This window comes from Bizionia myxarmorum, from assembly GCF_008086205.1.
Classification (GTDB): Bacteria; Bacteroidota; Bacteroidia; order Flavobacteriales; family Flavobacteriaceae; genus Algorimicrobium; species Algorimicrobium myxarmorum.
The window spans coordinates 441,785-455,697 of record NZ_VSKK01000001.1 but is presented as its reverse complement, the minus strand read 5'-3'; the positions used below and the strand labels follow the sequence as shown (position 1 = coordinate 455,697).

Genomic DNA, 13,913 nt, shown 5'->3' with positions numbered 1-13,913 from the left:
TTAATTGGATAATTTTTTAAAGATGACGGCGGTATTACAGCCGCCAAAACCAGATGCCGTTTTCAGGAACCTGTGTAATGATTTATTTTTTTTGGTACTTTTTATGATATTTAAAGGTAGTGATACACCAAGTGTTTCAAATCCTTTGGAAGCGTATAAGGTATTATTGTGCAAACTATGCATGCCAACTATGGTTTCTAATAATCCGGAAGCACCAAGTGTATGTCCTAAATATCCTTTTAAACTATTAAGAGGAACATGTTCTAATCCAGATCTGTTGAATGCTATAGCTTCCATTTCATCATTAAATGGTGTCGCTGTTCCATGGGCTGAAATATAATCAATTTCCGAAGGTTTTACTTTTGCTTGTTTTAAAGCGGATTCGATACTCCGGTATAAGCCTTCGCCTGTTCGGGAAGGTCCAGAAATATGATTGGCATCATTGCAAGAGCTTTCGCCTAAAATTTCAACGGATTCCGAAGCCAAATAATTCACGTCTTTGGTAACTAAAACGGCTGCTGCAACTTCACCAATATTAATACCTGTTCTGTTAGCATCATAAGGTTTGCAAGGTTCATCACTTAAAGCTTGAAACGAATTAAAGCCCGAAAGAATAAACTGACTAATAACATCACCGCCAACAACAAAGACATGGTCGTAGATGTTTTGTGAAATATAACGTTTGGCAATAGCAACGGCTAAAATCCCAGAAACGCAGGCATTGGATACAATGATAGCATCATTTTTAAAATTGAAGAAATCACGAATGGTATTTCCTAAAGCGTGTAAATAAGAACGTTCTGCTGGAAATGGATTTCCAGAATCTAATGCGTCAATATTCCCTTTTGTGGTTGAAATAATAAGACCAACACGTTCATTTATGTCGATTTTAGATTCAGAAATAACTAAATTCAGAGACGTCAACATCATTTTTTCCAACCGAGTAAATGCTAGTTTTGGTTGTAATTTTTGAAATTCTTTTTCTAAAATTTCAGAATCTATTAATGCCGAATAAAAAGGATCTGGTAAAACCGAGGTGTCGTGAATACGTTCTAATCCTGATTTTTCATTTTGAATATTTTGCACAACAGTTTGGCTGGTAAAACCCAAAGCAGACACAATATTGTTATATGAAACGAACACGTTACTCATCTAATAAACCTACGTTTTGTTTCCATGCTTTAAAGAAAGGTGGAATGTTGAGTGATAAGTCGCCTTCGCCAATTTTGTCTACAAAAACTTGTGTGGTTTCGCCTGTGCAAACTAGATCATTATTTTGGTTATAAATTTCATAGCGAAAAACCATTTTCGCAGCTGGACTATCCATATAAATAGTTTTTACGGTAGCTATATCGCCATATCGTAAAGGTAATTTATGATCTGTACTGGATTTTACAATAGGTGTGGCAAAACCGAATTCTTTTTGATCCAAATAAGAAATGCCATGTTCGCGGCCAAAGGCTTCGCGGCCATCTTCAAAATACTGAATATAATTGCCATGCCATACAATTCCCAACGGATCTGTTTCAACAAAACGCACCCGAACTTCGCTAGTATGAACTATTTCTTTATGTTTAGACGGCATTCTTTTTCTCATTATAAATAATGGCTATTAAAGTTGTTGTTATAAAAAAGGCAAACAACAAACTGATTTCTGGTAAAATATCGGTGAAAGACCCATTTCGTAAAAATACATCGTAGAAAGCATTTAAGCCCCAATTCATTGGTGAAATATGGGATAGGGCTTGCATGACTTTAGGCATAACAAAAACAGGAACCCATACGCCACCAAGGGCGGCCAAAATAACTACAAAAGTGGCACCAAAAGGAGCTGACTGTTCTTGGGTTTTGGCAATGGTTCCTAATAATAGTCCCAAGCCAATAGCTGCTAATCCAGCAAACGTAGCAACGACGAATAATAAAGGCATTCTTCCTGAAACATCTAAAGTTGGTAAACCAATAGCTGGAAATAGGAAAACACCAATGGATAACATCAGTACAAACTGAATGAGGCAAACCACTAAATAAACAAGTGTTTTTCCACCTAAAACCGTGGCATAAGAAACAGGATTGGTGCGTAAACGAACAAATGTACCTTGACTTTTTTCTTTAACAATATTAATAGATAAAGGCACTATGATAAAAAAGATGGCGAAAAGTGTCCAAGCTGGTACATTGTGTTGCACCGAATTCGGAATCATTTCTTTATCATTATCTGTTGGTAAAACTTCTTTGAATGTGATAAACGTATCCGTTTCAAAAATGATTTCGCTTGGATCGTCTGAAATTTGCGCTTGAAATGCCTTATAAATAGACTGGGTTTCAATTTTAGAAATCATTTTATCTATTCCATTCTTGACCGCACTTTTAAAAGTCAGTTGCGTGGCTGGATCAAAATATAAGGTAACTTCTTTACCTAATACTTCTGGTTTTACAAGTGGATCTTCAGTTTCCTCTAAACCAAATTTCGCAATGATGCCATCTACATTTTGATTTACTTTTTGCTCCAAGCTTGATGTTAAATTTTCAGGAATAATAATGGCTAGTTGGTATTTTCCTTTGAAAACTAAATCGCGAGCAGCAATTTCATCTGTTTTTGTAATTACTTCAAAAGTTCCAGATTCCTTCAAGCCTTCTAAAATTATTTTAGATACATCACCTTGGTCTTTATCCACTACTAAAATAGGGATTTGGCTATCCGTAATCGTTTTAAAAGTACTGTCTTGAATTAGCGTAATGGTAACAATTAATACCAAAGGCATCACAAAAAGTATAGCAATACCACCAACATCTCTAGTGAGTAATAAAAATTCCTTATATGTGGAAGCCCAAAGTTTATGCATGATCACGTAAGGCTTTTCCGGTTATATTTATAAATACATCTTCCAAATTATGGGCACCTAGATGTTGTTCAATTAATTCTTGAGGTTTTCCCTCTACCACCAATTTTCCATGATCAATAATGGCCACACGACTACAAAAGTTTTCCGCTTCATTTAAATGATGAGACGTGTAAATAATAGTCGTTCCATTTTGGTTCAGATCGTTTAAATACTCAATGATAACGTTTTTAGATTGTATATCCACACCAACAGTAGGTTCATCTAAAAACAGAACATTGGGATTGTGCAAAACACTAGCAATTAAATTAATTCGACGTTTCATACCTCCAGAAAAGGTGTCTATTTTTTTGTGGGAGAAAGCTAATAAACCCAAATGTTCTAAAGCCGTATTAATTTTTGTATCCAATGATTTGCCGTTCAAACCATACATACTACCAAAATACTTAAGGTTTTCAAAAGCAGTTAAAGTTGGATACAAAGCATATTCTTGTGGCACAATACCAATTAATTGTTTGAGCTCATTTTTGTTTTTTTGATAGGTTAATCCGGCAATGGAAAAACTACCCGAAGTTGGTTTAATTAATGAGCATAAAATAGAAATTATGGTGGTTTTTCCAGCGCCATTTGGACCTAGTAAACCGAAAATTTCTTGATCAGCAATAGTCAGGTTGAAGTTGGACACCGAAAAATTATCGGCACCTTTATACTTTTTTGATATTTGCTGAATATCTATCATTTATTTGATGGCATTTTTTAATTTTTTGAAGAAAGCTTCTTCTTCATCCGCAATAATTTCTAATTGACTAGCTACTTTATTATAAGCATCTTCTTGAGCACTTCTGTTTTTATAAATACGAGACGCTTCCAAAGCAAAATCACGCCATAAATCGCCAATAACGGTCATTTCTTTAGATAACTCGGCCAATTTTGGATTTTTAAGAATGCCACTTGATTCTTGCAAGAACGCTGCGAAAATGTAGCGGAATCCGCCGCCACCTGTTCCAATTTCTTCTTGCATTCTAACCACTTGTCCCAGATAATGATTGGCTTTTTTAACGCCATTTTTTTTAGGCCATTTTCTAATTAATTTGGCCACATAACGAATTCCTTTTACGCCTAAAACAGGCATTGGTGCTAGCATATCCCGACAGGTATGTTTAATGCCTTTAATTATAGCTTTTTCCAGGTCTAAGTTTTCAGGAAAAGAAACAGGATAATAAACATGACCTTTAGGTGCAAACGGACCTTTGGCGAAACGCACTTTTTCTAAATCTTTAGCTGTTAACGTCGTTACGGTTTCCATAACGGGATCACTAATTAAATAGGTGCCATTTTGTTTCCCGTAAACGATAAGATTATGTGCGTTAAAATGAAAGCGATATTCATCTGGAAAATACGTTAAATTATAAACGCCAACTTGCAAACCTACTGGATTATTGTTTTCCAAATTAGCATCTAAACGTGCTTTGGCATCTTCCGGATTTTTAAACTTTTCTCGTTTAATTTGAATTCCAACGCGTTTGGCGAATCGTTTAAATATAAAACCAGGCATGGCTCTGTAAGTTAAGGCGGGTGCGTGGTTTACTTTTAAAAACGGAATATAGCAGAATAGCAAACCAGAACCAATACCAAAAGCCATAGGTTCGCTAATTTCAAAGCCATGATGCTTCATTAAATTGGAAATTACACCGTTTTCACAATGTGCGGTTTGATGATGCGTAAAATTAATTTCCATGTTTGGTAATATCTTTTAATTGGTCTAAAGTCACGTCAAATATATCGGCGTAATTTTGAAGTTTTCTTTCTGAAAGTTTTTTGAATATTTGTGGCTTAAAATGGCGTTTAACAAGCCAAGTCCACATACCAACATAGGAAGCTAGAATAGAAAGATCCATTTTATGGAATTCCATATAATATTCAATAGGGCTTGTTTCATTATTTAAAACCCTACTTTTCGCTTCTGCCACACGTTCGTTAATTTCTTCAATAGCTTGGCTTAAAGCAATCGTTTTTGGATCCCAGCCAGAACTATTTACGGTTATGTAATTCCCGTCTTCATCAACCGCATAGCACAACTCTTTGAGTTTAGCAGTTTCTAAATTGCTTTTATCTTGTGGAACCTCCTCTTTTTTCATGCTGATTATTTCAGTTCTTGGATCACTAAATTTAGTTCACAAGATAGTAATTCTATATGTTGAAACGTGGTTGTGCAACTTAAGGTGCAAACGCTATAATCATCCGTATCAAAACGGGTTTTTAAAACAGCATTTGTAACTATTTTACTTCCAACTTTAGGACATTCTTTAATGATTACTTTTTTTATACCACTAATAAAACCAATGAGTTTGGTGCCTTGGCCTTCTAAATCATTTTCATTGAAAAAACTTTTGCCAACAATTGAAGAACAGGTTTGGGCGGCATTTTCAACAAGTCCAGCTTCATTAAAGAAACCATTTTCATTAAAAATACAATCCGGTTTTATGGTAAAGGCTGTTGATACATGCGAATTCCCAATATCTAGTACTTCATCTACCATTAAAAATGGTGGCCGATGTGGTAAAAATTTAGCGATATCGAGGTAACTAAAATCCATTAGCTAGCAATAACAGTTTTCATTTCACCTTTGGCAATTTCTTCTTGTGCTTCATTAAAAACTTGGATTTCTACCATAGTAATTCCCATGAATTCATGAAGGATTTGAACTTTGGTTGAAATGTTTTCATTTAATTTTGGCAATTTTTCAATGGTAATAGATTTTATAGCACCTATATATCCTGTAGGTGCAGGTTCGTTTTTTAAATGATAAACGTAACCGGTATGTAATGCTACAGATTGTGCCATATTTTCAATAAGTCCAGGCTCGGATAATTGGCCATTTTCAACAAAAATATTGGTAGCAGCAATTGTGAAATTAGATACCAAATGTTGTTCAGAAAATTCCAATAAAGAATCTACCATAACAAAGGGCGTTTTCTGCGGAATTAAATGTCTGATATCCCATATAGGTAGTACTGATGCGGTCATTTTTTAGCAAACAGTTAAAAGTGAATATGCGTATGAAAAACGCGCGCTTTCTGGAACTGATAATAATATTTTATCACCTTTTTTTAATTTTCCAGATTTGGCTAATTCTTCAACCATTAAGTAAATAGATGCTGAACCAACGTTTCCGACATGACTTAAATTCATAAACCATTTTTCCCAAGGAATTTCAAAATCGTTTTCTACCATTTCTTGATAGAGTCTGTCTTTAAAATAGTCCGAAGAAATATGAGGTAAATAATAATCTACATCACTTGGTTTTAAACCGTTCTTGTTCATGGCTTTCATTAAACTGTCTACTCCTTTTTTAAGAATGTTAGCACTTAATAATTTAACATCTTGTTTTAAAGCGAAGAGCGATTTCTCACTCCATTCGTTGGTTGTATATTCACTCCATGGTTTTAAAAAACCATCTTCTAACTTGTCAGCACCAGCATACATGCAGGTTTCTAATTCGTGAGCATAGGAGAAGCCTTCCATCCATTCAATACGTAGTGGTAAATCACCATTTGGTTTATCTTCTAAAAGAAAAGCACCAGCGCCATCTGAAAGCATCCAACGTAAAAAGTCCTTATTAAAAGCCAAGATTGGACTTTCTTCTAGAGCTTTAAGTGATTTCACTTCATCTTCAAAAATATGGCCTTTCATCCAAGATGATAAACGTTCAGATCCTGTAGTTACGGCATTTTTAGTTTGCCCTGATTTTATGGACATATAGCCATATTTTAAGGCATTCATTCCAGAGCAACAAGCACCAGAAGCGGTGTTTATTTCTAAATTATCACCCTCTAAAAGACCATGAACCATGGCCGCATGAGATGGTAATATTTGGTCTGGGCTGGTAGTTCCACAGGATAACAGCTCAATATCTGAAGCCGTAAAGTTGTCGTCCAATAAATTTACAACAGCCTCTTTAGTTAACTGGGCATTGTTGTGTGTTACATTTCCTTCTTCATCTAAAGCATAATAACGTGTTGTAATTTTATTATTACGCAAAACGATGCCGCGTCCTTTAGACGCTTTGCCGTTAATAACGCCTAATTTCGCTTCCATTTCGTCATTACTAATAGGACGATTTGGTAAAAACTTTGATATTTTTGTAATATAAACTTCCTTCATTTTAAATTTCCTTCTGTTTTAATAAAACGGACTTGTAATATACTTTTTCTTTTTTTATTCGACCATAAAATGGCAAATAAGTCACTAAAAATAAGATAAATACTATAGGTGACAGTACCCAAATGGCCGTAACTAAATAATAGTTGAACATTTTTATTAAGCTGCGTCTCTTGGCTGTGTTTTTCTCACTTTTATTGGTGATAAACGTAGACCATTTGGTAAATAGCAAGTTGGCCCGCTTATCAACGGTGACTAAAAATGATTTCACCATAACAGCGTTTGCAGCCACTAAATCGGCCTGTAAGGTTTTGAAATCATTTTGAATCAGATGTTTTGAAATGACGGTTCCAAATTTGGAAGCTTCATCTATATCTTCTTGTGATACACCTGGTTTTGGGAAAATTCCTAAAAAGCGTGCTTTCAAACCCGTGAACATCCAATGAACAATTGTTATAACACTAACATGATTGATGTTTCTGTCTACCAAAACAATGTTTCCCACTAAATTCGCATTCAGATTTTTAAGTTTGTGCTTTAGTTTTTCTTGGGCCATTATCCACATATTTCTGCAACCAATAATAGTAATAACTGGCGTATTTTCTAGAAGCTTTTTTGCTTCGGGTGTTGCCAAAAATGACGTGGTTGGTAAGGATGCTGTTAAATACCAAACCGAATATCCAAAAAGTATTAAATCGTATTTTTTATTTAAAATTTCATCAGAAATGGCTTTGATTTTTCGTGGCTCTTGACGAAACGTTTCAGGAAACACGCCAAAAAATTCTTCCTTATTTTTCCATGGAAAAGGAAAAGGCTCCTCCATTTCTATGTTTAAATATGTGATAGCGATTTGATCGTTTATCAGAGTAGAAACAACATTGTTTAAAATCTCTGTTAATTGGCCAGATTGCGAATAATATATAACTAATACCTGTTTCATTTTATCCGTTTTTTGAATCCCAAAAATTGAAATAGTTAAACCATTGTAGTGGATATAATTGAAGCATCCACGTAACACTTTCAGTAAACTCCTTTAAAATACCTTGTGCATCACGATGTTTAGATTGCGACCGTCTGGCATATAGATGATAATGTTTTTTAGTTTCTTTCATCACATAAACAAATAAAACCGGCACATCCAATCGGGAAGCCAGCATAAAAGGACCTGCTGGAAATTTAGCCGTTTCACCTAATAAGGTTTCTGTTAAGAATTTGGTGTCTTTGGTATACCTATCACCTGTTATACAAACAATTTCATTTCGTGCTAAAGCCGAATTTACTTCAAAAATATGCGAAAAATCTTCTCGAATAATAATCAGCTTAACATTGGATTTTTTCCGAACAGTCTCTAAATAATTCTTGATGGCTGTATGTTCAACATCCGTTGTTAATAAGCTAATGGAAGCTCTATCTGTAAGTTGATTAAAGAAATATTCTGAAATTTCAAAATTGCCAACATGACCACTAATTAAAATACCACCTTTCTTTTCATTAAGTGTTTCTGTAATGGTTTCGCCACCATCAAATTCATAGGTGAATTTATCACTTAAATTAGAAGAGATGGCAATTTTATCTAGAAGGGTTTGTCCAAAAACATAATAGCTTTTGTATATGCTTAGATAACTTTTGAACGAAGAGTAGTTTAAACGCTTATTGAAATAATAATAAATGGCTTTGGAACTGTCTTTGGCAAAGATACAGAAATAAGCAGCCACAAAGTATAAAACGAAATAGGCAGCGCTCATTCCTAAATGCTTCATGGAGAAGACAAATATTTTATATCCAAGAACGGTTCCTCTTGATTTCCCATGCCATTCTGTAGCCATAAAAATGCGGTCTGTTTAACTTAACTTTCGCTCAATAAGATTATAGAAATCTTGAAGTGTTAAGACGTTTACAAAGTCTTCACCTAATAATTTAACACCAAAATTAGATTCAACAGCAACTACTAGATCTACAAAATCTAGGCTGTCAAGCTCCAACGTGTTCTTAAGGTTTGCTTCTGGAGAAATATCATCACTTTCTACTTCAAACTCATCAATAAGAAAGTCGTTTATTTTTTCAATAATAACCTCTTTCGTCATTTCTACAACGTTATTTTTTTTATAATTAAAGCTGAATTTGTTCCGCCAAATCCAAACGAATTGGACAAAAATACATCAAATTTTTTAGTTAACGTTTTGTTAACTAAATTTAATTTACTTGCGGCTTCATCGGGTTCTTCTAGATTAATATTAGGTGCAATAAAATCATTTTGCATCATTAAAATAGAATACAAAACTTCACTAGCTCCAGCCATCCAACATTCGTGACCCGTCATGGATTTAGTAGAACTAACATAAGGTCCTTTTTCACCAAAAACTTCTAAAATAGCTAATGCTTCATTGGTGTCGCCAACAGGAGTTGATGTAGCATGGGCATTAACATATTCAATATCGGATGCTTTAATTTTAGCTTGTTTAATAGCCATTTTCATAGCACGTGCTGGACCATCCACATTAGGCGTTGAAATATGATCACCGTTAGAGGAAAATCCATAACCAATTACTTCACCATAAATTTTTGCGCCGCGTTTAATAGCCGATTCGTAGGTTTCTAAAAACAAGGTTGCTGCACCGCCACTTGGTACCAGACCATCCCGGTTTTTATCGAATGGTCGCGATGCTTGTTTTGGATTCTCATTCACAGAAAAAACGCCTAAACCATCAAAACTTCCCATGGCTATTGCATTTATTTCTTGAGCACCACCACAAATAATATAATCTTGAAGACCACTTTTAATAAGTTGGTAGGCCATTCCAATAGAATGAGAGCCACTTGCACAAGCGGCACTAACCGTGAAATTAATACCTCTTAATTTAAAAATAGTCGATAGATTCATGGTAACCGATGAATTCATAGCTTGGAAAATAGCGCCAGAACCCACTAAAGTGGTATCTTTTTTTTCACGAATTTTATCAACAGAATCTACAATAGACTTGGCTGTACTATCATTTCCGTATAAAATACCCACTTCATGATCATCAAAAAAATCGGGATTTATTTTAGCGCTTTCTAAAGCTTCAAGCGTTGCTACATAAGCATATTCGCCTTCTTCACCCAAACTTATACGTTGTCTGCGTGATAATAGATTTTTTAAATTAGGATGTTTTACCATTCCTGTTAATGGCGAACGGTAACCAAAAGCTTTACGTTCTTCATCTACTATAATGCCAGAATCGCCATTGTATAATGATTGTTTTACAGTCTCTAAATTTTCTCCTATGCACGAATAGATACCCATTCCCGTAATCACCACTCTCCTCATTTTATAAAACGTTTATGAGTAAATTCCCCCATTTATATTTATGACTTCGCCAGTAATATATGATGCTTTTTTTGAAGCTAAAAATGATACGGCATAAGCAACTTCTTCTGGCTCACCGAAACGGTTTACCGGAATCATATTTTTTAATTCTTTTTCATCCAAGTTGGCTGTCATATCCGATTTTATAAAACCAGGAGCAACAGCGTTGACTGTTATATTTCGTTTGGCAACTTCTTGAGCCAAAGCTTTTGTAGCAGCTACCAAAGCACCTTTTGCAGCAGAATAATTAGTCTGTCCGGCAGTACCTTTAACACCTGAAACCGATGCCACATTTATAATGCGGCCATAACGATTGCGCAGCATTTTTTGAATAAGATGGTTGGTCACGTTGTAAAAACCATGCAAAGATGTATTTATAACATCTTGCCAATCTTTGGCAGGCATCCACATAAATAATCCATCTTTGGTTATGCCAGCATTATTAACAATTACCTCAATAAGAGCCTCTTTATTTTGCTCTTGCCAAGCATCTAAAGTCGATTTTACTTGATGCGCATCCGCTACATCAAATTGAATTATTTCTGCTGTTTTTCCAAAAGCCTCTACGTCCTTTTTGGTTTCTAAAGCCGCAGCTTCATTACTATTGTAATTTATTAAAATATGGTAGTCAAAATCTTGAGCTAATTGTTTGCAAATTGCTTTGCCTATTCCTCTAGATCCACCGGTTACTAAAGCACATTTCATGTAAGTGTATGTTTTTGGATATTACAATTAGCGTGTTTTTACTAATTGAATAATTCTAAATTTTCAAACCACAAATTATTAAGTGGTTCACCTTTTGCGGTAATATAAGTCCAAGACTTTTTCTTTTTAACACGAGCAAGCCCGTCAATAAAGCCTTTTGGATTGTTTTTTTGAAATATTGAAAAACCACCTGCCGTAATTTCATATTGATCTTCAATAACTAATTCGCCTTTGGTATTTATAAAACCCCATTCTTTTGAAAGCTTTACAGGTGCTAATCCACCGTTACTAAAAGTTTCAGCATCTCTATATTGAAATGGAATAACAACCTCACCAGAGGTATTAATATAACCCCATTGTTTATCTTTATATACGGGTGCTAAACCATTATTAAAAGCACGCGCTTTATCATAAGTTGGTTCAATAATCCACTCACCTTTTGTGTTTATAAATCCTAGTTTACCATCTTTTTTAGCGTAGGTATTTTCAGAATTTTCCGAGAAATCCCAAATTTTTTCAGCACCTACAACTTCTTTAAACTCGCCATTAATTATAAGTCCATGACGATCTCCAATATTAGCTATAATATGACCATTATAATCATTACTAACACCATCATATTCTGTTTTTACTAAATAATTTCCTTTGGCATCAACAAGACCCCATTTTTCATTTTCCAATACTTTAGCCGAACCGTTTTCAAAAGCAAAAACTTTTGTGAATTTTGGTTCTACAACAACTTCACCTTTAGTATTTATAAAACCAACACCCGAATCTTTTCTGAAGATAGCATAGCCATTTTCAAAATCGTACATTTTATCTGTAATAAGATCTTTTAAAACCTGTTCGCCTTTCTTGTTGATATAAATCCAATTTTTATCTTTTAAAACCACGGCAATACCCGAGTTGAACGCTTTTGTTTTTTCAAATTGAGGCTCGATAACCCATTCTCCTTTTCGGTTTATAAATCCCCAATTTTTATTGTCGATGCTTGCTTCAGCCACATCATCTGAAAAACTTTTAGCCACTTTAAATTGAGGCTTAATTTGCCATTTACCGGTTTTTGTAATATATCCAAATTCGCCTTTTGCATTAGCTAAAGCCAATTCTTGCGCGGACATATTGATACTGAAAAAGACGAGGATAAAGAAGATTGCTGCTGTTTTCATGTGTTTATTTTTAATGATTTTTAAATGTCACATGCTGTTCGCTATTTATCTTTAATATTAGATAATAACGCGTCTAACATGCTCGATTCATAATAAAAGATTGTTTCTATGTTTTATTATTAATGATATAATCTTTAACAAGGTTAACATAAGGATACATAATAACGTCTTCTTTAAATATAGGAACTAATTTACGAATAGCCTCATACATCTTTTTAGTTTTTGAAGAAATTTGGTCCTGAACTTCCAAATACTCAATGGCTTGTATAATAGTAATCATTTCAATTGCCACCACCTCAAACGAATTTTCAATAACTTTTTTGGCTATTAAAGCGGAATTCGTTCCCATACTAACAATATCCTGATTGTCGTTATTATTTGGGATGCTATGAACGTACATAGGGTTAGACAGCATCTGATTTTCGGCAGTAGTTGAGGTTGCTGTAAATTGGACACCTTGCATCCCAAAATTTAATCCCAGCTTTCCTAAATTAACAAAAGGCGGAAGCATTTCGTTAAGTCGCGCGTTTAAAAGGTAATTTAATTGGCGCTCAGATAGCATGCTCATTTTTGCGACTACAATTTTTAACTTATCCATTTCTAAAGACACATAATCACCATGAAAATTTCCACCGTGGTAAACATGTTTGTTGGCAACGTCAACAATAGGATTGTCGTTTGCAGAATTTACTTCTTCAATTAAAATATTTTCTACCGAATTTAGCGTGTCTAAAACGGGACCTAAAATTTGCGGCACACAGCGTAAGGAATAATATTCTTGTACTTTTTCTTTAAAAACAGAAACATCTTCATTTTTACTATATAAATGATGCTCTCTTTTTCGCGTTAGTTTGCTGTCTTCTAAATGATCGCGCATGCTTTCCGCAATTTGGCGTTGACCAATGTGTTTTTTTGAATGATTTAATTCATAAGATAAATGATCATCATATGCTTTTACTATTTCGTTTATAGCGGCAGAGCAACTTGTCATCCAACCTAATAACTGGCGGGAATATAAGGTGTTTACAATGCCAATACCGGTCATTACAGAGGTGCCATTCATGAGGGCTAAACCTTCGCGCAATTCTACAGAAATAGGTTTTAATTTTTCAATTTTAAATACGTCTTCCGTCTTTTTACGTTCACCTTTATAAAATACTTCACCTTCACCAATTAATACCAAAGCTAAATGTGCTAATTGCACTAAATCGCCACTAGCACCAACCCCGCCGTGTTCATAAATTAAAGGTGTAATGTTTCGGTTAATAAGCTCTGTCATTAAATGAATTACGGAAACATGAACGCCAGAATGTCCTAATGACAAAGTATTCAAACGCGCCAGCATGGCTGCTTTTACGTACATTGGGGCAAGCGGTTGTCCGGTTCCAGAAGCATGACTTCTTATTAAATTATATTGTAATTGAATGCGTTCTGAATCTTCAATTTTGTATTGCGCCATAGGTCCAAAGCCTGTATTGACGCCATAGATGACTTTGTTTTCAGAAAACTCTTTTAAAAAATTAAAACTATTTTCTACGGTTTCCAAAACGGCGTTCTCTATTTGAATAGGTTCATTTTTAAAAATCACTTTATAAAAATCGTCTATTCCTAATTCTCCGTTAAATTTAAGCATCTATGATTTTATGTTTATTTTCAATAAATTTGTGTGAATAACTCATACTAAAGTAGTTA

General features: G+C 34.5%; 16 protein-coding genes. All 16 read right to left on the bottom strand.

Annotated elements, in window-relative coordinates; all coding sequences use genetic code 11:
- Nucleotides 1-1,152, bottom strand: a complete 1,152-nt coding sequence (locus ES674_RS02065; RefSeq protein ID WP_148402325.1) for a beta-ketoacyl-[acyl-carrier-protein] synthase family protein — start codon at nucleotides 1,150-1,152, stop codon at nucleotides 1-3.
- Nucleotides 1,145-1,597 carry an acyl-CoA thioesterase gene (locus ES674_RS02060; protein WP_148402324.1) on the bottom strand — a complete coding sequence of 151 codons (453 nt, stop codon included), beginning with the start codon at nucleotides 1,595-1,597 and terminating at the stop codon, nucleotides 1,145-1,147. Before ES674_RS02060 ends, ES674_RS02065 begins: the two co-directional genes overlap by 8 nt.
- On the bottom strand, nucleotides 1,575-2,843 hold the full coding sequence (locus tag ES674_RS02055) for an ABC transporter permease (RefSeq protein WP_148402323.1): 1,269 nt from the start codon (nucleotides 2,841-2,843) through the stop codon (nucleotides 1,575-1,577). Before ES674_RS02055 ends, ES674_RS02060 begins: the two co-directional genes overlap by 23 nt.
- Nucleotides 2,836-3,579, bottom strand: coding sequence for an ABC transporter ATP-binding protein (locus tag ES674_RS02050; RefSeq protein ID WP_148402322.1), 744 nt, complete (start codon nucleotides 3,577-3,579; stop codon nucleotides 2,836-2,838). The genes ES674_RS02055 and ES674_RS02050 overlap by 8 nt, the downstream gene beginning before the upstream one ends.
- A complete protein-coding gene (locus ES674_RS02045) occupies nucleotides 3,580-4,578 on the bottom strand; it encodes a BtrH N-terminal domain-containing protein (protein ID WP_148402321.1) in 999 nt (332 codons plus the stop codon). It abuts the gene before it with no gap.
- A complete protein-coding gene (locus tag ES674_RS02040; RefSeq protein ID WP_148402320.1) occupies nucleotides 4,568-4,978 on the bottom strand; it encodes a hypothetical protein in 411 nt (136 codons plus the stop codon). The genes ES674_RS02045 and ES674_RS02040 overlap by 11 nt, the downstream gene beginning before the upstream one ends.
- Nucleotides 4,979-4,983: 5 nt before the next feature.
- Nucleotides 4,984-5,436, bottom strand: a complete 453-nt coding sequence (locus ES674_RS02035) for an ABC transporter permease (protein WP_148402319.1) — start codon at nucleotides 5,434-5,436, stop codon at nucleotides 4,984-4,986.
- On the bottom strand, nucleotides 5,436-5,867 hold the full coding sequence (locus ES674_RS02030) for a hypothetical protein (RefSeq protein WP_170233946.1): 432 nt from the start codon (nucleotides 5,865-5,867) through the stop codon (nucleotides 5,436-5,438). The genes ES674_RS02035 and ES674_RS02030 overlap by 1 nt, the downstream gene beginning before the upstream one ends.
- A 3-nt stretch (nucleotides 5,868-5,870) precedes the next feature.
- Nucleotides 5,871-7,004 (bottom strand): beta-ketoacyl-ACP synthase III, encoded by a 1,134-nt coding sequence (locus tag ES674_RS02025; RefSeq protein ID WP_148402318.1) that lies wholly within the window; start codon nucleotides 7,002-7,004, stop codon nucleotides 5,871-5,873.
- A gap of 1 nt (nucleotide 7,005) precedes the next feature.
- Complete coding sequence (locus ES674_RS02020; RefSeq protein ID WP_148402317.1) at nucleotides 7,006-7,941, bottom strand: dialkylrecorsinol condensing enzyme DarA; 936 nt, start codon at nucleotides 7,939-7,941, stop codon at nucleotides 7,006-7,008.
- Nucleotide 7,942: 1 nt separating this feature from the next.
- Nucleotides 7,943-8,827 carry an LpxL/LpxP family acyltransferase gene (locus ES674_RS02015; RefSeq protein ID WP_148402316.1) on the bottom strand — a complete coding sequence of 295 codons (885 nt, stop codon included), beginning with the start codon at nucleotides 8,825-8,827 and terminating at the stop codon, nucleotides 7,943-7,945.
- A 15-nt stretch (nucleotides 8,828-8,842) separates the two neighbouring features.
- Nucleotides 8,843-9,085, bottom strand: coding sequence for an acyl carrier protein (locus ES674_RS02010; protein ID WP_148402315.1), 243 nt, complete (start codon nucleotides 9,083-9,085; stop codon nucleotides 8,843-8,845).
- A gap of 2 nt (nucleotides 9,086-9,087) precedes the next feature.
- The gene (locus ES674_RS02005) at nucleotides 9,088-10,308 is read right to left on the bottom strand and encodes a beta-ketoacyl-[acyl-carrier-protein] synthase family protein (RefSeq protein WP_148402314.1); all 1,221 of its coding nucleotides are present in this window, start codon (nucleotides 10,306-10,308) and stop codon (nucleotides 9,088-9,090) included.
- 12 nt (nucleotides 10,309-10,320) lie between these two features.
- On the bottom strand, nucleotides 10,321-11,052 hold the full coding sequence (gene fabG, locus ES674_RS02000; RefSeq protein WP_148402313.1) for a 3-oxoacyl-ACP reductase FabG: 732 nt from the start codon (nucleotides 11,050-11,052) through the stop codon (nucleotides 10,321-10,323).
- A 41-nt stretch (nucleotides 11,053-11,093) separates the two neighbouring features.
- The gene (locus ES674_RS01995; protein WP_148402312.1) at nucleotides 11,094-12,221 is read right to left on the bottom strand and encodes a WG repeat-containing protein; all 1,128 of its coding nucleotides are present in this window, start codon (nucleotides 12,219-12,221) and stop codon (nucleotides 11,094-11,096) included.
- A gap of 106 nt (nucleotides 12,222-12,327) precedes the next feature.
- Complete coding sequence (locus ES674_RS01990; RefSeq protein WP_148402311.1) at nucleotides 12,328-13,854, bottom strand: HAL/PAL/TAL family ammonia-lyase; 1,527 nt, start codon at nucleotides 13,852-13,854, stop codon at nucleotides 12,328-12,330.
- Nucleotides 13,855-13,913: the final 59 nt, after the last annotated feature.